The sequence below is a fragment of the Arthrobacter sp. BG3 genome (assembly GCF_056680185.1).
Window position 1 is genome coordinate 2,208,582 of record NZ_CM155270.1, and the last position, 16,371, is coordinate 2,224,952.

Sequence of the window (16,371 nt, forward strand, 5' to 3'; positions counted from 1 at the left end):
CCCAGCGATTGCGACGCATTCGGATGCGGCAAGCAAGGAGACGGTATGGGCGCCACACATCTGCCCTCTACCGAGTTCGACGGAACCGACATTGAGGACCAGCTCGAGGCGGAGGCCGAAGCCCGCCTGGGCGATCCCGACGAGCCGATGGTGCAGCTCCTCGCCCCGGACGGCACGCTCCGTTCCGACCCCGTTTTTTCGGAGTACGCCCGGCGGCTTGACCCGGAGAAACTGCGGGGCTTCTACGCCGACATGGCCAGAATCCGCCGCTTCGACGTCGAGGCCACCGCGCTCCAGCGGCAGGGCCAGCTGGCGCTATGGGTTCCGCTCACCGGCCAGGAGGCCGCGCAGATCGGTTCCGGTCGGGCAAGCCAGCCGCAGGACTACATCTTTCCCACCTACCGTGAACACGGCGTCGCACTGACCCGCAACGTGGACCTTGCCGAGCTGCTGCGGCAGTTCCGCGGCATCTCCAACGGCGGCTGGAACCCCAAGGACACGAACTTCCACCTGTACACCCTGGTCCTTGCCGCCCAGACCCCGCACGCAGTGGGCTACGCGATGGGCATCCAGCGCGACCAGAAACTCGCTGCATCGGCCGCCACCGCGGACGGAACAGCCGGCCAGGCCGCGGAGCCCAAGGCTGCCGTTATGGTCTACTTCGGCGACGGCGCCAGCTCCGAGGGCGACGTCCACGAGTCCATGGTGTTCGCCTCCTCCTACAAGGCCCCCGTGGTGTTCTTCTGCCAGAACAACCACTGGGCGATCTCCGTCCCCAGCTCCGTGCAGACCCGCATCCCGCTCGCCCACCGGGCCAAGGGCTACGGATTCCCCGGCATCCGGGTGGATGGCAACGACGTGATCGCAGTCCATGCCGTCACCGAATGGGCCCTGGAGCGTGCACGCCAGGGCGAGGGTCCGGTGCTGATCGAGGCCTTCACCTACCGCGTCGGCGCGCACACCACGGCCGACGACCCCACCAAGTACCGGGAATCCGCCGAGGAAAGCCTGTGGCGGGCCAAGGATCCGCTGGAGCGGCTGGAAAAGTACCTCCGTGCCGAAGGACTGGCCGACGACGCTTTCTTCGAACAGGTCAGGGCCGACGGCGACGAACTCGCCGCCTACGTCCGCAAGACCACTTACGACCTCGAAACGCCGGACATCCGGACTGCCTTCGCCAACACCTACGTGGAGGCCCACCCGCTGGTGGCGGAGGAGTTGGCCTGGTTCGAGGAGTACAGCGCAGGATTCGCCGAGGAGGCGTCCGCCGACCAGGCAACCGCCCAGGCAGAAGGCACGGCCAACTGATGACCACCATGACCATTGCCAAGGCCATCAACGAAGGCCTCCGCGCGACGCTGAACACCCACCCCCGCGCCCTGCTCATGGGCGAGGACATCGGGCCCCTGGGCGGCGTGTACCGCGTCACCGACGGTCTGATTGCCGAGTTCGGCGCCGACCGCGTGGTGGACACCCCGCTTGCCGAGTCCGGCATCATCGGCACCGCGATCGGGCTGTCCCTCCGTGGCTACCTGCCGGTCTGCGAAATCCAATTCGACGGCTTCGTGTTCCCGGGCTTCAACCAGATCACCACCCAGCTGGCCAAAATGCACTCCCGCAGCAACGGCAACCTGACCGTTCCCGTTGTCATCCGGATCCCCTACGGCGGCGGGATCGGCTCGATCGAGCACCATTCGGAATCCCCGGAGGCGCTGTTCGCCCACACGGCGGGCCTGCGCATCATCACCCCGTCCAACCCGCACGACGCCTACTGGATGATCCAGCAGGCCGTCGACTGCCAGGACCCCGTGATCGTCTTCGAACCGAAGCGCCGCTACTGGCTCAAGGGAGAGGTCGACACCGTGTCGCCCGGAACTTCCGCTGACCCGTTCAAGGCCCATGTGCTCCGCGCGGGGACAGATGCCACCGTAGTGGTCTACGGCCCGCTGGTGCCGGTGGCCCTGGCCGCGGCCAATGCCGCCGCCGAGGACGGACGCAGCGTCGAGGTGATCGATCTGCGTTCGATCTCGCCGATCGACTTCGACACCGTCACGGACTCGGTCAGGAAGACGGGCCGGCTGATCGTGGCCCACGAGGCCCCGACTTTCGGCGGGATCGGCGGCGAAATCGCGGCCCGGGTCAGCGAGCGTGCCTTCCACTCACTCGAGGCGCCCGTCATCCGGGTCGGCGGCTTCCACATGCCCTACCCCGTGGCCAAGGTGGAGGAAGACTACCTTCCGGACATCGACCGCATCCTTGAGGCACTGGACCGTGCCCTTTCCTACTGACCGCTTCCACTGAGGCGCCCTCTCCCAGCAAGGACAACATGACTCTCCACAAGTTCAACCTCCCCGATGTGGGCGAAGGGCTGACCGAGGCCGAGATCGTCGCCTGGAAGGTCAAGCCCGGCGACACGGTGGCCATCAACGACGTCCTGTGCGAAATCGAGACCGCAAAATCCCTCGTCGAACTGCCTTCACCGTTCGCCGGCACCGTCACCGAGCTGCTCGTCCCCGAGGGGCTGACCGTCGACGTCGGGACCCCGATTATCAGCGTGAGCGATGCAGTGGCCGCCGACGCGGCTGCCGCCCCGGCCCCCACCGCCGCGCCGGCCCCCACCGCCGCGCCGGCCCCCGAAGCTCCGCTGTACGGAAAGCTGGAGGCGGAGACCATCGACGCCGGCGAATCCGCGGGGGGCCCGGCCGGCGGTCCGCTGGTGGGCTCCGGTCCCAAGGCAGACGCGGTCAAGCGCCGGCGCCGTGTGGCTGCGCCGGCGGCTGCGGCAGGCTCCACTGCCGGGCCGGTCCCGCTGGCCGAACCTGTCGAGGCGCACGACATCTGGATCAGCCCGGAGGCCGTCGCCCAGGCGGAGCGCCCGGTCCCTTCGGACAACATTGACCTGCGGCCCACCCTCGGCGGGGCCATCAGTGGCCTGGTCAGCAGGGTCCTGGCCAAGCCTCCCGTGCGCAAAATCGCCCGGGACCTTGGCATCGATCTGGCCGATGTCGTCCCCACCGGTGCCCGCGGCGAAGTGACCCGCGAGGACCTCGTGAGCTACCAGGCGCAGCGCGACGCCGAGGTGGACAAGGCGGATACCTTCTGGGGCAAGACCGGCCGCCCGCAGGAACAGCGGATCGAACGGATTCCGGTCAAGGGAGTCCGCAAGGCCACTGCGAAGGCCATGGTCGAGTCGGCCTTCGCGGCCCCGCACGTCAGCATTTTCGTCGACGTCGACGCCAGCCGGACCATGGAGTTCGTCAAGCGGCTCAAAGCCTCCCGCGATTTTGAAGGCATCAAGGTCTCGCCCCTGCTGATCCTGGCCAAAGCGGTCATCTGGGCTGCGGCCCGCAACCCCAGCGTCAACGCGACCTGGGTGGACAATCCGGACGGCAGCGACTCCGCCGAGATCCATGTCAAGCACTTCATGAACCTCGGAATCGCCGCCGCCACGCCGCGCGGCCTGATGGTCCCGAACATCAAGAATGCCCAGGATCTCTCGCTCAAGGAGCTGGCCCTGGCGCTGAACGACCTCGCCGCGACCGCCCGGGCAGGTAAGACCCAGCCCGCGCAGATGCAGGGCGGAACCTTGACGGTGACGAACATCGGCGCCCTTGGGATCGATACGGGCACTCCGATCATCAACCCCGGAGAGGTGGCGATCGTGGCCTTCGGCACGATCAAGCAGAAGCCCTGGGTCCTCGACGGCGAAGTGATTCCGCGCTGGATCACCACCCTCGGCGGTTCCTTCGACCACCGTGTGGTGGACGGCGACCTCTCGGCGCGCTTCATGGCCGACGTCGCGGCGATCCTGGAAGAGCCGGCCCTGCTGCTGGACTGACCCGCCACCGGATAACACCGGCGAACGCGCAAACCCCGCCACTGAGCATGCCCAGCGGCGGGGTTTCGTGGTGGAAAAACGCGGGACCCGCGGGCCTAGCTGCCGGAGTAGCTCGACAGCAGCGCGATCATGCCCGGATCCCCGCTGTTCCCGGCCAGGGCCACGGCGGCGGCGAACATCACGCCGGCAAAGCCTGTTGTGCACGCGGTCACCACGGCAAAGAATTTCCAGTCGTCGCGGACAATGCTCCGCACCGTCTCGGGCATGCGCAGCCCGGGGGAGATCATGTTGGGGGCACTGTCCACGGAACCGTCGTCCAGGAAAGCGAGGACCCGGCCGCCCCGGCGGTCCACCCGCATGGAACTGATGTGGTTGCCGTGCCGGGCCAGAAGAATGTCGTGGCCAACGAGCTGGCGGCGCTGAAGTGTAGGCATTTTCATCCCCTGGAGCTAAAAGTATTGGATGTCCACGCCAGTGGGGGCACCACCAATTTTACCGCCGGCACAACGCTCCGGCGGGCCGGAATCCGCGTGAGGCTGCCCACTGGGCGCGGTGACGCGGCTCAACTCCGGTCCTGTCCAGGACGGCCCGGCGGCACTAGAGTGGCACCAGCCGCCGCCAGCTGGGCGGACGCGGATCAAAGGAGATGTTGCGTGTTTTCTAGCCCGTTCCCCGATGTGGAAATTCCCGATGTCAGCGTCTACGACTACCTCTTTGGCGGCCTGGCGGAGGCGGACCTGGACCGGATCGCCGTCGTCGACGGCACGAGCGGTGCGGAGACCACCTACCGGGCCCTGGTCGGGCAGATCGATGCCGTCGCCGGCGCCGTCGCGGCCCAAGGCCTGGGCGTCCACGGCATCGCGGCCATTCTGTGCCCTAACGTCCCGGCCTTCGCCGTGGTCTTCCACGGGCTGCTGCGGGCCGGTGCGACGGTCACCACCGTCAACTCCCTTTACACGGCGGACGAGATTGCCCTTCAGCTCGCCGACGCCGGCGCGGAGTGGCTGTTCACCGTCTCGGCCCTGCTCCCCGCGGCCCGGGAGGCGGCGAGCCGGTCCGGAATCCCGGACCACCGGCTCGTCGTGCTCGACGGCGCCGCCGGCCACCCGTCGCTGCGGGACCTGCTGGGTGCGGGTGCCCCGGCGCCGGACGTCAGCTTCGATCCGGCGACCCACGTCGCGGTGCTGCCGTACTCCTCCGGGACCACCGGCCGGCCCAAGGGCGTCATGCTCAGCCACCGGAACCTCGTGGCGAACGCGCAGCAGTCCCGCGGGCTGCTCAAGGTCACTCCGGAGGATCGCCTGCTGGCACTGCTGCCGTTCTTCCACATCTACGGGCTGACCGTGCTCCTGAATCTTGCCCTGCGCCAGCGTGCCTGCCTGGTGACCATGCCGAAGTTTGAGCTGGCCGAGTTCCTGCGCATCATCCAGGACCACAAATGCAGCTACCTGTTTATCGCCCCGCCGGTGGCCGTGGCCCTGTCCAAGCACCCGATGGTTGCCGACTACGACCTCAGTTCAGTGCACACCGCCCTCTCCGGGGCCGCGCCGCTCGACGGCGAACTGGGCAGCAGGCTGGCCGAACGGCTTGGCTGCCGGGTGCTGCAGGGCTACGGCATGACCGAGATGAGCCCGGTGTCCCACCTGATTCCCCTGGACGCCGCGGAGCTGCCCGTCAGCTCGGTCGGCTACACCGTCCCCAACATGGACTGCCGGCTGCTGGATCCTGCCACCGGGACGGAAATCGACCTCCCGGCCGAGGGCACCAGTGCGCCCGGGCACCTGCTGTGCCGCGGACCCAACGTGATGCTCGGCTACCTCAACCGGCCCGAGGAAACGGCGGACACGCTCGACCCCGACGGCTTCCTGCACACCGGGGACATTGCCACCGTGCGCGCCGACGGCGTTGTCACGATCGTTGACCGGCTCAAGGAACTGATCAAGTACAAGGGGTACCAGATCGCACCGGCGGAGCTGGAAGCGCTGCTGCTGACCCACCCCGGCATCGCGGACGCCGCAGTGATCGCAACGTCCGACGCCGACGGCCAGGAAGTGCCGATGGCGTTTGTGGTGCGCCAGCCCGGGGATGACGGGGAGCGGCTCGACGAGACCGCGGTGATGGAGTATGTGGCGGCCAAGGTGGCGCCCTTCAAGAAGATCCGCAGGGTGGAATTCATCGACGCCGTGCCCAAGTCCTCCTCCGGCAAGATCCTGCGCCGGATGCTGAAGACTGCCGGGGCGGCGGCCGGATAGGCCGGAGAACCGGCGGGCCCTGGAGCCGGGAACAGGGCCCGCAGACGCCCGGTCGGTCCACGCAGGACCCCGATTGTGACGCACGACATCCGCGTGAAGGGCCTCTGAGGGTATAGTCAGGAGTAGGTCAGGACGCGGCCACTGGAACCCCATTATGGAGCTACCATGTCAACGATTTCCCCCGTCCTGCCTTCCGCCGCCAAACATGCACCTGCGTTCCAGGGCGCCCCGGCGCCTGCCGCTTCCGGCACCATCCAGGCAGCCACAGCCCGACGGCCCTCAGCCCCCGGCAAGTTCGAACTCGTCCGTGATGACCGGGGCGGTTTCCTCATCCGCATCCTTGACGGGAACGGGGCCGTGCTGGCCCTCTCCAGAACCTACCTGGACCTTGCCGCTGCGGTCGCTGGGGTCGAGTCCGTGCGGGAATGCGCTGCCACTTCCCACATCTCGGACCAGACGGCCCGCACCCCGGCGCTTCCGTAACGAGGCCACGACCGCCGACACCGGACAAGCTGTCCGGTAGCTGCCGATCACCATTGGGGGTGACCGGAGGCCGCCGGAGACTTGCCTCGGGGCGGTTCAACGGCCGGTCGGCGCCGGGAATTTCCGGCGCCGACCGCTGCGGTCCGCGCCTAATCCGACGTGTCAGTCTTGGCGATGTAAACGTCGCAGGGCGCGTTGTGGGCCACGGAGTTGGCCACGCTGCCCAGCACGCGGCCCAGGCCGTGCATCCGCCGGTTCCCTACCACTATCAGTGTGGCGCCGGAACGGGCCGCCTCGTCGATCAGGGCCTCGGCCGGTTTGCCACGGGCGGCTGCGTAGGTGACGTTCAGTGCCGGGGTACGGAGGCTGTCCGCGACGCCCCGGGCGACCTTCTCCGCGTCCCCCGCATCGGAGACAATCCATTTGTCGCTGCCGCTGCCGAAGACCTCTGTCCTGTCACTGTCGAACGCACTGACCACGTGAAGGGTCGCCCCGAGTGAAGTGGCAAGGTCACGGGCGGTGTGCGCGGCCTTCAGGGCAGTCTCGCTGCCGTCAACGCCGACAACAATAATTCCGGTCATGAAATGCTCCTTGAGGTCAACGAACGTGTGCGGCCATGCACCAATGATTCAGGCTACAGGGCCGCGATGGCTTCCCGCAGGACCGGCGCCAGCCGGCGGACCCCTTCGCGGATGGACTCCGGTGGGACGGCGCTGAAGGCCAGCCGGATCTTGTTGGAGGGATCATCGGAATGTGTGAACGCCGCGCCTGGAATGAAGACCACCCCGGCCTCGATTGCCTTTTTCAGCAGCGGGTAGGTGTCAACGCCCTCGGGCAGGGTGACCCAGACGAAGAAGCCGCCCTCCGGACGGGTCCAGCTGAGGCCGGGCGGCATGTATTCGTCGAGGGCGGCCAGCATCGCATCGCGCCTCTCCTTGTACAGCCCCCGGTAAGTGTCGATCTGGCCGCGCCAGTCGTAGTCGCGAAGGTAGGCGGAGACGAGCATCTGGTTGAGGGTCGGCGGGCACAGGGTGACAGCCTCCGAGGCCAGGTAATAGCGGCGCTGGAGGTGGGCGGGGACGAGTGCCCAGCCGATCCGCAGGCCCGGCGCGAAGATCTTCGAGAAGGAGCCCATGTAGATCACGTCGTCGGGGTTTGCAGCCCGCAGCGGGGTGAGGGGCTTTCCGTCGAAACGGAGCAGTCCGTAGGGATTGTCCTCCAACACCAAAATATTCGCATTGCGGCATATATCCACGACCTGCTGCCGCCGCTCCGCCGCCAGCGTGATGCCGGAGGGGTTGTTGAAGCTCGGGATCGTGTACAGGAACTTGATGCTCTTGCCTGCCGTCTGCAGGGCGGCAATCCGGGCCTCCAGGAGGTCCGGGATGATCCCGTCGCCGTCCATCGGCACGGTGGCGACCTGGACCTGGTAGGCCTCAAAGGTGTTAAGTGCGCCGACGTAGGTGGGGTCCTCGACCAGCACCACATCGCCCGGGTTGCAGAAGACCTTCGTCGCGACGTCCTGCGCGGACTGGGAACCCGCGGTGATCACCACGTTTTCAGGTTTGGCGTCCAGGATGCCTTCGGCGGCCATGACTTCGCAGACCTGGGTCCGGAGTTCCTCGGTGCCCTGCCCTCCGCCGTACTGGAGCGCGGTCATCCCCTGTTCGGCGATGATCTTCGCGGCGGTCTGGCCGAGCCGTTCCAGCGGCAGGGACTTCAGATACGGACTTCCCCCCGCCAGCGAGACGAGTCCGGGCCGCATCGAGATGTCGAAGACATCCCGGACCGCCGATTGCTTGATATTTGCTGCGCGCTCCGAGAAGAGGTCCTCGTGGCGGTGGGCGGACGTAGCCGCACGTTCGATTGCGTCAATTGCCTCGGCCGGAAGTACTTCTGCGCCGGCATCAAGTGTTTCGTGGGTCACATCTCACAGAATACAACCCATGTTGCCTCCGGGAAAACCTTTGTTTCCAATCAGTTCCGGAAGGCTCCGGACACGGAACATCCCCGGCCGCTTCACGGCGGCCGGGGATGTTCTGCTTTGCTGCGGACCTAGGCTGCGGTGGCCGCGCGGGAGCCTTCCAGGGCCTCGAAGACGGCCTTGATCTGCTCCACGACCTCAGCGTCGTCCTTCGGGTGGACCTCGGCGAACCGGACCATGGAGCCCGGGACGGCCAGCTTGACGTCTTCCAGGACCCGGGCGCCGGCGATGCCGACGGCCTTGCGGGCCTCATCCTGGGCCCAGATTCCGCCGAACTGGCCGAAGGCGGTGCCGACGACGGCGGTCGGCTTGCCGCTGAGGGCGCCGGCGCCGAAGGGGCGTGAGAGCCAGTCGATGGCATTCTTCAGCGATGCGGGGACCGTGCCGTTGTGCTCCGGCGTAACCAGCAACAGGGTGTCGGCCTCGTTGGCGGCGGCGCGCAGGGCGGCTGCGGCGGCGGGAACCTGGCCCTCGACGTCGATGTCCTCGTTGTAGAACGGGATGTTGCCGAGGCTGTCGTGGATGAGCACCTCAACCTGTTCCGGTGCGTTCAGCTGGATGGCTTCGGCGAGCTTCCGGTTGGTGGAATCGGCGCGGAGGCTGCCGACCAGGGTGAGAACGGTGTTCTTGGACATGTGGACTCCTAGGGGTCGCGCCGCGGATGGTGCCGCGGCTGGCTGATCAGTGGAGGCTCTGTCGGCCTTCACTGATCTAAGCGGACTGCGGTCCGCTTCTATTCCCCCGACGCTAGACTGAGCGGTGTGAGCTTAATCCCCTTCCGCCCGGATGCGGAGCCCGAACGCCGCGACGCCGCCCGGAACCGCGAGCTGCTGATCCGTGCTGCCCGCGAGCTCATCGAGGAATGCGGGGCGGACGGGCTGACCATGGGGACGCTGGCGCAGCGGGCGGGGGTGGGCAAGGGGACGGTGTTCCGCCGGTTCGGCAGCCGGGCGGGGCTTATGATGGCGCTGCTCAGCGACGCCGAGGCCCGGTTCCAGGAGCGTTTCATGTTCGGCCCGCCGCCGCTCGGCCCGGGTGCTCAGCCACTGGAGCGGCTCATCGCCTTCGGCGAGGAGCGCATCGCCTGGGTGATGGAATTCGGCGAGCTGGCCCGGGCCGCGGACGTATCCGCGTACAACCGGTTCGACGTACCGGCGGCTGTGCTCTGGCACCGGCATCTGGAGATGCTGCTGCGGGAAGCGGGCGTGACCGCGGATCCCTGGCTGATGGCCACCTCGCTCAGTGCCGTCCTGGAGCCGGAGCGGATCCTGCATGCCGTCCGGGTGCACCAGATAGCCCCCGACCGCCTCGCCGCATCCTGGCGTGAGCTCGTCTCGCGCGTGGTGCGGGGGGCCTAGCTCAATCCGGATTCCGGACGGGCGACGTCAAATCAATTCCCCGGATTTATTCATAACGATCTGATACCTGACTCGCGGATTGCCGGGGCGGGACGCAGTCGGCTGCCGCACGTATGTGATAGTTTCCTCTGGAATGTGACCCGCAACATAGTCCACCAGGGCTTGCCGAAAGGCCTGCGGGCGGCCAGACACCCGCTGGCCAAGATCCCGGATCGGCGGCGGTAATCCCCTGCCGGATGGGGACTACGGAAGGATCAAGCTGTGAATTTTGTCAAGAATCCTGCCTGCGGTGAGGCTGTATCAGCCCGTCCGGCAGCGGCAGGCACCGCACAGGCAACGGCGATCCAGAACTAGCCGCCCCATGATCCGATACCTCGCCAAACGTGCCCTCACGTATGTCTTCATGATCTTCCTGACCACCACAGCCGGATACTTCCTGGCCGTCAACACCCTGCAGCCCGCGCTGCTGGAACAGGAACGCATTCCGCGGCCCACCCCCGAGCAAGTGGCGAACTCCTTCCGCCTCAAGGGACTCGACCCGGACCTGAGCCCGTGGGAGCGCTACGTGGAGTGGCTCACGGCGATCGTCACCCGCTGGGACTGGGGGCGCAGCCCCAACGGTGCCTTCATCAACGCCGAATTCGGTGACCGGGTCTGGATCTCGACCCGGCTGTTCCTGGCCTCCATCGTCCTGACCCTGATCATCGGCGTCGCCCTGGGCGTGTACACGGCGGCGCGGCAGTACAAGGCCTCCGACCGCGTCATCACCTCCTACAGCTACCTCGTCTACATTGTCCCCGCGCCGATCGCCTACTTCCTGGTGCAGCTTGGCGCCATCAACATCAACGAGACAGTCGGCGAACGCATCTTCTTTGTCACCGGAATCTCCACCCCGGGACTGGACGGCGGCGGCTGGGCGCAATTCCTTGACATGCTCGCCCACTACGCCGTGCCAACCTTCGCGATCACGATTGTGGGCTGGGGCACGTACCAGATCGCCCAGCGCCAATACCTCCTGGACAACGTCAACGCCGACTTCGTCCGGACGGCGCGGGCCAAGGGACTGACCCGCAACCAGGCCATCAGCCGGCACGCCCTCCGGGTGTCCTTCATCCCCGTGGCGCAAAGCATCGCCTTCACCATCCCGGCCATCTTCGCCGGCGGCTTCTTCGCCGAGAAGATCTTCGCCTGGCACGGCGTCGGCTCCTGGAGCATTGACGCGATAACCCTGCAGGACGTCAACGCCGCGACGGCGACCCTCGCCTACGGCTCCGTGATCTTCGCAACCGGCGCGATCCTGGCGGACTTCGCCACCACCCTCGTCGACCCGAGAGTGCGGGTGCAGTAACCATGACAAACCTCAGTGCCATCGACCCGGCTGCCGCCGCCGGCGAGGCAAAAATCGAGAACAGCGACGTCGTCATCACGAAGTCCTCGATCATCCTCCGCCGTTTCCTGCGCAACAAGACAGCCGTCGTCGGCCTGGTCGTCTTCCTCGCCCTGACCCTCTTCTCCTTCGTGGGCGGCCTCTTCACCAGCTGGGACAAGGAGACGATCGACCCGTTCAACATCGGCATGCCGCCGTCAGCCGAGCACCTGCTGGGAACCTCCCAGGCCGGGATCGACCTCTACGCCCTGACCGTGGAGGGCACCCGGATCTCGATCCTGATTGGCCTCGTCGTCGGTCTCGCCTCGGTCCTGATCGCCGCCGTCTATGGCTGCACCATGGCCTACTTCGGCGGAAAGGCGGACAAGGTCATGCTGTTCATCCTCGAAGCCCTGATCATGATGCCGGCCCTGCTGGTCGTCGCCGTGGCCACGAGCGGCGGCGGCAACGGCCTGCAGAAGTCCCTGCCCAGCTGGCTGCTGCTGATCATCGTCCTGCTGGTCTTCAGCTGGATGGGGACGGCCCGCCTCATCCGCTCACTTTCGATGTCGCTCATGACGCGGGACTTCGTCAAGGCTGCCCAGTACATGGGGATCCCGCCGCGGCGCATTGTCTGGCGCCACCTCGTCCCGAACATCGGCTCACTGCTGGTGCTGGACATCACCCGCGGCATCACCGGAGCGATCCTGGCCGAGGTGGCGTTCTCCTTCATCGGCATCGGCATCAAGGTCCCGGACGTCAGCCTGGGTGTGCTGATCGGCCAGGCAACGTCCCAGGTCTCCACCTTCCCGTGGATGTTCTGGGTCCCGCTGACCGTCATGTTCCTGCTGACCGGTTCGCTCGCCATGATGAACGACGGCCTCCGTGACGCGTTCGACCCCAGCTCCAGCTCCGTCGGCCGCGCCAAGAGGAGCGACCCCGGGAAGAGCAAGTCCGGCAAGACACCGACGACCGCAGGGACGAAGAACGCATGAGCCACGAAATGACCGCCGGCACCGAGTCCGCCGACCTCTCCGAGCTCTCCGCCATCGAGCGCCTGCACGTCGCCGGGCTGCACGCCGCAGGTGGTGCCCCGGCGGACGCCGTGCTCTCCGTCCGGGACCTGAACGTCCGCTTCAACACCGAGAACGGGGTGCTGCACGCCGTCCGCGGCATCGATTTCGACCTCCGTGCCGGCAAAACGCTGGGCATCGTGGGCGAATCCGGCTCCGGTAAGTCCGTTACCTCCATGGCCATCATGGGACTGCTGCCCCCGACGGCGGAGATCACCGGTTCGGTCCGGCTCCAGGGTAAGGAACTGCTGGGACTCAGCGACAAAGCCATGTGCCAGTACCGCGGGAACGACATCGCCATGGTCTTCCAGGATCCGCTGTCCTCCCTGACCCCGGTCTACACGGTCGGGAACCAGATCGTCGAGGCGCTCACGGTGCACAACCCCACCATGAGCAAGCAGGCCAAGGAGGCGCGCGCCGTCGAGCTTCTGGGCATGGTGGGCATCCCCAGCCCGAAGGACCGGATCAAGGCATTCCCGCATGAGTTCTCCGGCGGCATGCGGCAGCGCGTGATGATTGCGATCGCCATCGCGAACAACCCGCGCGTTCTGATCGCCGACGAGCCGACGACGGCGCTGGACGTCACCATCCAGGCGCAGGTCCTTGAGGTGTTGCACGCTGCGCAGGAGGAAACCGGCGCCGCCGTCGTGATGATCACCCACGACCTCGGCGTCGTCGCCGGCATGGCGGACGACATCATGGTGATGTACGCCGGCAAGCCGGTGGAAACCGGCAGCGTCGACGACATCTACTACAACCCGCGGATGCCGTACACGATGGGCCTGCTCGGCGCGGTGCCGCGCGTTGACGCGGCCGAAAAGTCCTCGCTGGTGCCGATTGAGGGCATCCCGCCCAACCTCATCCATCCCCCCACAGGCTGTTCCTTCGCGCCGCGCTGCCCGCTGGCCAGCGAGGCCTGCCTGCACGGCGAGCCGGAGCTGCGGCCGGTCACCGGTGCCGGCCTGGACGGCGGACTGCCGCACCGGGCCGCCTGCATCAAGACCGGATCCCTCGGCCCCGACGTGGACGTCCGCGAGGTCTTCCGGGCGCCGGCCGTTCCGGTGTCGCACTTTGACGCGATCCCGCGCGCGGAACGCAGGACCGTGCTGGAACTCCGGGACGTCCGGAAGCACTTCCCGCTGATGAAGGGTGCCCTGATCAAACGCCGGATCGGCACCGTCAAGGCGGTGGACGGGCTGAGCTTCGACATCCGTGAGGGCGAGTGCTTCTCGATCGTCGGCGAGTCCGGCTGCGGCAAGACCACCACCCTGCTGGAAATCATGGAGTTCCACAAGGACCAGGACGGCGAGGTGGTCATCGGCGGGCTCAGCAACAAGAAGGCCTCCGACGCAAAGACCAAGAGCGCCATGCGCAAGGAACTCCAGATGGTGTTCCAGGACCCCACCGGCGCCCTCGACCCGCGCTTCACTGTTTTTGAAGTGCTGTCCGAGCCGCTCGAGAACGCCGGCATGGCCAGGCCCCAAATCCGGAAACGCATCATGGAGCTGATGGAGCTCGTGGGCCTCCAGCCGGACCACGTCAACCGCTTCCCCAACCAGTTCTCCGGCGGCCAGCGCCAACGCATCGGTATTGCCCGCGCCCTCGCCGTGAACCCCAAACTGGTGGTCCTGGACGAGCCGGTGTCCGCCCTGGACGTATCCGTCCAGGCCGGCGTCATCAACCTGCTGGACCAGCTCCGTGCGGAACTTGGCCTGAGTTACCTGATGGTGGCCCACGACCTGTCCGTGGTGCGGCACATCTCCAACCGCGTGGCCGTGATGTACCTGGGCAAGATCGTGGAGATCGGGGACGTGGACAGCGTCTTCGACAATCCGCGCCACCCGTACACCCGGGCGCTGCTCTCCGCGATTCCGGTTCCGGACCCCGTCCTGGAACGCACCCGTGAACGCATCATCCTGCAGGGGGACCTGCCCTCACCGCTGGAGGCCCCCATGGGCTGCAACTTCGCCACCCGCTGCCCGGTGTTCGCGGCACTGCCGCCCGCGAAGCAGGAGAAGTGCCTGAACCAGGAGCCCGGGCTGGCCACCGTCGCGGAAACCACCGGGGCCGGACACCTGTTCCCGGCGGCCGCCACAGACCAGCAGTTCGCCTGTTTCTACCCGGACGGCGAACTGGACACGGACATGCTCGTTGTCCACGAAACAATCTGACCCACCAGTCACACGCATCACACCTTGCACCAAAAATGAAGGGGAACACATGAAGAATCTGACCAAGATCGGCGGCGTTACCGCCGTCGTTGCAGCGCTCGCGCTGACCGCTTGTGGCGGCGGCGGCGCCGCACAAGGTCCGGCGTCCGCGAAAGGCCAGGACGCGGGAAGTGACCTGGCCAAGCTGATCAGCATCAACGCGAAGGACGCCAAGGACCTGCAGCCGGGCGGCACTGTCACGCTGCCGCTGGGCAACATCGGTCCGGACTTCAACGGGTTCTCCAACAACGGCAACAGTGCGGACAACACCGCCCTGCACCGCCCGATCGACCAGGCCGGCACCTGGGGCTGCTGGAACTATGACTTCGACGGCACCGCCACGCCGAACAAGGATTTCTGCGAAGACGTCAAAAGCGAGGTCAAGGACGGCAAGCAGACCATCACCATCAAGGTCAATGAGAAGGCCACCTACAACGACGGCACCCCGATCGACGTCAAGACTTTCGAAAACACCTGGAACATGCTTAAGGGCGAAAACAAGGACATTGACATCGTCAGTTCCGGCGCCTACGAGTTCGTCGAATCCGTCAAAGCCGGTTCCAGCGCCAAGGAAGTCATTGTCACCACCACCCAGCCGGTCTACCCGCTGGACGCCCTCTTCACCGGTCTGGTCCACCCGGCCGTGAACACCCCGGCGCTCTTCAACGAAGGCTTCACCGGCGACATGCACCCGGAATGGATGGCCGGGCCGTTCAAGCTGGACCAGTACGACAGTGCCGCCAAGACGGTCACGCTTGCCCAGAACGACAAGTGGTGGGGCACCAAGCCGGTCCTGGACAAGGTGGTTTTCCGCCAGCTCGAGAGCAGCGCCGCCATCGCAGCCTTCAAGAACGGTGAAATCGATGGTGTTTCCGCAAACACCATCACCCCCTACAAGCAGCTCGACGGCTCCAAGAACTCCGAGATCCGCCGTGGCCAGCGCCTCTTCGCCGGCGGCCTGAACCTCAACGCGCAGAAGGCGCCGATGAGCGACGCCGCAGTCCGCAAGGCGATCTTCACCGCCGTCGACCGCGAGGCCCTGCGCAAGGTGCGCTTCAACGGACTGAACTGGGACGAAACCAGCTCCGGATCGATGATGCTGCTGCCGTTCTCCAAGTACTACCAGGACAACTACCCGGTCAAGGAAACCGGCGCCGAGGCCGCCAAGAAGGTCCTGACCGACGCCGGCTACACGGCCAACGCCGCAGGCATCATGGAAAAGGACGGCGTCCCCGCCGCCTTCAAGATCAGCAACTTCGGCGACGATCCCACCACCCTGGCGTTCGCGCAGACGCTGCAGAACCAGCTGAAGGCCGGCGGCATGGATGTTGGCATCGACCAGCGCGCATCCGCCGACTTCGGCAAGGTCCTGGGCAGCCGCGACTTCTTCATGAGCGTCTCCGGCTACACCGTAGGCTCGGACGCGACCGACGCCGTCAAGCAGTTCTACGATTCCAAAACGAACGAGAACCAACTGGGCGACGCCGAACTGGACGCCGAGATCAAGAAGCTCTCCACCATCGCCGACAACACCGAGCGCAACAAGGCAGCCATGGAAGTTGAGAAGAAGCACATGGAGAAGTACTTCTCCATGGGTGTGGTGATGAACGGCCCGCAGATCTCCTTTGTGCGCACCGGCCTGGCCAACTACGGCCCGTCCCTGTTCAAGAGCCTGTCCCAGGTCCCGGACTGGACCACCCTCGGCTGGGAAAAGAAGTAGTCCCCGGCTAAGAGCCAGCTGATACAGCAAGGCCGGCACCCCCGCATCGGGGTGCCGGCCTTCGCCGTTTAAGCCGGGCGGGGAAGG

The 16,371-nt window shown here is 66.5% G+C and carries 14 protein-coding genes; 10 read left to right on the forward strand and 4 right to left on the reverse strand.

All coding sequences use genetic code 11. The annotated features are described in order from the left end of the window. The first annotated feature begins 45 nt into the window (after nt 1–45). Genes pdhA through AC1MFL_RS09840 form a run of 3 tightly spaced genes read left to right on the forward strand, consistent with a single transcriptional unit; the run spans nt 46 to nt 3,838 of the window. Nucleotides 46–1,308, forward strand: a complete 1,263-nt coding sequence (gene pdhA / locus AC1MFL_RS09830) for a pyruvate dehydrogenase (acetyl-transferring) E1 component subunit alpha (protein ID WP_479815191.1) — start codon at nt 46–48, stop codon at nt 1,306–1,308. Beyond that, nucleotides 1,308–2,288: an alpha-ketoacid dehydrogenase subunit beta gene (locus tag AC1MFL_RS09835; RefSeq protein WP_479815192.1), complete on the forward strand. Its 981-nt coding sequence runs from the start codon at nt 1,308–1,310 to the stop codon at nt 2,286–2,288. Before pdhA ends, AC1MFL_RS09835 begins: the two co-directional genes overlap by 1 nt. A gap of 38 nt (nt 2,289–2,326) precedes the next feature. After that, nucleotides 2,327–3,838 carry a dihydrolipoamide acetyltransferase family protein gene (locus tag AC1MFL_RS09840; protein ID WP_479815194.1) on the forward strand — a complete coding sequence of 504 codons (1,512 nt, stop codon included), beginning with the start codon at nt 2,327–2,329 and terminating at the stop codon, nt 3,836–3,838. A 95-nt stretch (nt 3,839–3,933) separates the two neighbouring features. Here the strand turns inward: AC1MFL_RS09840 and AC1MFL_RS09845 are convergent, their stop codons facing one another. Further along, entirely contained in the window at nt 3,934–4,272 is a 339-nt protein-coding gene (locus tag AC1MFL_RS09845) for a hypothetical protein (protein ID WP_226760162.1), read from the reverse strand. 219 nt (nt 4,273–4,491) lie between these two features. Here AC1MFL_RS09845 and AC1MFL_RS09850 point away from each other — a divergent pair, with 219 nt between their 5' ends. Both AC1MFL_RS09850 and AC1MFL_RS09855 read left to right on the forward strand, forming a co-directional pair. Beyond that, nucleotides 4,492–6,090: an AMP-binding protein gene (locus tag AC1MFL_RS09850; RefSeq protein ID WP_479815195.1), complete on the forward strand. Its 1,599-nt coding sequence runs from the start codon at nt 4,492–4,494 to the stop codon at nt 6,088–6,090. A gap of 165 nt (nt 6,091–6,255) precedes the next feature. Further along, nucleotides 6,256–6,573 carry a YegP family protein gene (locus AC1MFL_RS09855; RefSeq protein WP_479815197.1) on the forward strand — a complete coding sequence of 106 codons (318 nt, stop codon included), beginning with the start codon at nt 6,256–6,258 and terminating at the stop codon, nt 6,571–6,573. Between the two features lie 149 nt (nt 6,574–6,722). On the opposite strand, the gene AC1MFL_RS09860 is transcribed toward AC1MFL_RS09855, so the two are convergent. From AC1MFL_RS09860 to AC1MFL_RS09870, 3 genes are all read right to left on the reverse strand, one after another. After that, nucleotides 6,723–7,154, reverse strand: coding sequence for a universal stress protein (locus tag AC1MFL_RS09860; RefSeq protein WP_479815199.1), 432 nt, complete (start codon nt 7,152–7,154; stop codon nt 6,723–6,725). Nucleotides 7,155–7,207: 53 nt separating this feature from the next. Beyond that, the gene (locus tag AC1MFL_RS09865) at nt 7,208–8,500 is read right to left on the reverse strand and encodes an aminotransferase-like domain-containing protein (RefSeq protein WP_479815201.1); all 1,293 of its coding nucleotides are present in this window, start codon (nt 8,498–8,500) and stop codon (nt 7,208–7,210) included. Between the two features lie 128 nt (nt 8,501–8,628). Continuing rightward, nucleotides 8,629–9,192, reverse strand: coding sequence for an NAD(P)H-dependent oxidoreductase (locus tag AC1MFL_RS09870; protein ID WP_479815202.1), 564 nt, complete (start codon nt 9,190–9,192; stop codon nt 8,629–8,631). Between the two features lie 126 nt (nt 9,193–9,318). Here AC1MFL_RS09870 and AC1MFL_RS09875 point away from each other — a divergent pair, with 126 nt between their 5' ends. The 5 genes from AC1MFL_RS09875 (at nt 9,319) to AC1MFL_RS09895 (ending at nt 16,284) form a co-directional block, all read left to right on the forward strand. Next, nucleotides 9,319–9,915: a TetR/AcrR family transcriptional regulator gene (locus tag AC1MFL_RS09875; protein ID WP_479815204.1), complete on the forward strand. Its 597-nt coding sequence runs from the start codon at nt 9,319–9,321 to the stop codon at nt 9,913–9,915. Nucleotides 9,916–10,276: 361 nt separating this feature from the next. Next, nucleotides 10,277–11,263, forward strand: coding sequence for an ABC transporter permease (locus AC1MFL_RS09880; RefSeq protein WP_479815206.1), 987 nt, complete (start codon nt 10,277–10,279; stop codon nt 11,261–11,263). A gap of 2 nt (nt 11,264–11,265) precedes the next feature. Beyond that, nucleotides 11,266–12,276, forward strand: coding sequence for an ABC transporter permease (locus tag AC1MFL_RS09885; protein ID WP_479815208.1), 1,011 nt, complete (start codon nt 11,266–11,268; stop codon nt 12,274–12,276). Next, a complete protein-coding gene (locus AC1MFL_RS09890; protein WP_479815210.1) occupies nt 12,273–14,525 on the forward strand; it encodes a dipeptide ABC transporter ATP-binding protein in 2,253 nt (750 codons plus the stop codon). Before AC1MFL_RS09885 ends, AC1MFL_RS09890 begins: the two co-directional genes overlap by 4 nt. 49 nt (nt 14,526–14,574) lie before the next feature. Beyond that, on the forward strand, nt 14,575–16,284 hold the full coding sequence (locus tag AC1MFL_RS09895; RefSeq protein ID WP_479815212.1) for an ABC transporter family substrate-binding protein: 1,710 nt from the start codon (nt 14,575–14,577) through the stop codon (nt 16,282–16,284). Nucleotides 16,285–16,371: the final 87 nt, after the last annotated feature.

What these genes read in the sequence shown, in the direction of transcription:
- pdhA (WP_479815191.1), top strand. Translation starts at nt 46, where the DNA reads ATGGGCGCCACACATCTGCCCTCTACCGAGTTCGACGGAACCGACATT.
- AC1MFL_RS09835 (WP_479815192.1), top strand. Translation starts at nt 1,308, where the DNA reads ATGACCACCATGACCATTGCCAAGGCCATCAACGAAGGCCTCCGCGCG.
- AC1MFL_RS09840 (WP_479815194.1), top strand. Translation starts at nt 2,327, where the DNA reads ATGACTCTCCACAAGTTCAACCTCCCCGATGTGGGCGAAGGGCTGACC.
- AC1MFL_RS09845 (WP_226760162.1), bottom strand. Translation starts at nt 4,272, where the DNA reads ATGCCTACACTTCAGCGCCGCCAGCTCGTTGGCCACGACATTCTTCTG.
- AC1MFL_RS09855 (WP_479815197.1), top strand. Translation starts at nt 6,256, where the DNA reads ATGTCAACGATTTCCCCCGTCCTGCCTTCCGCCGCCAAACATGCACCT.
- AC1MFL_RS09860 (WP_479815199.1), bottom strand. Translation starts at nt 7,154, where the DNA reads ATGACCGGAATTATTGTTGTCGGCGTTGACGGCAGCGAGACTGCCCTG.
- AC1MFL_RS09870 (WP_479815202.1), bottom strand. Translation starts at nt 9,192, where the DNA reads ATGTCCAAGAACACCGTTCTCACCCTGGTCGGCAGCCTCCGCGCCGAT.
- AC1MFL_RS09880 (WP_479815206.1), top strand. Translation starts at nt 10,277, where the DNA reads ATGATCCGATACCTCGCCAAACGTGCCCTCACGTATGTCTTCATGATC.
- AC1MFL_RS09885 (WP_479815208.1), top strand. Translation starts at nt 11,266, where the DNA reads ATGACAAACCTCAGTGCCATCGACCCGGCTGCCGCCGCCGGCGAGGCA.
- AC1MFL_RS09890 (WP_479815210.1), top strand. Translation starts at nt 12,273, where the DNA reads ATGAGCCACGAAATGACCGCCGGCACCGAGTCCGCCGACCTCTCCGAG.
- AC1MFL_RS09895 (WP_479815212.1), top strand. Translation starts at nt 14,575, where the DNA reads ATGAAGAATCTGACCAAGATCGGCGGCGTTACCGCCGTCGTTGCAGCG.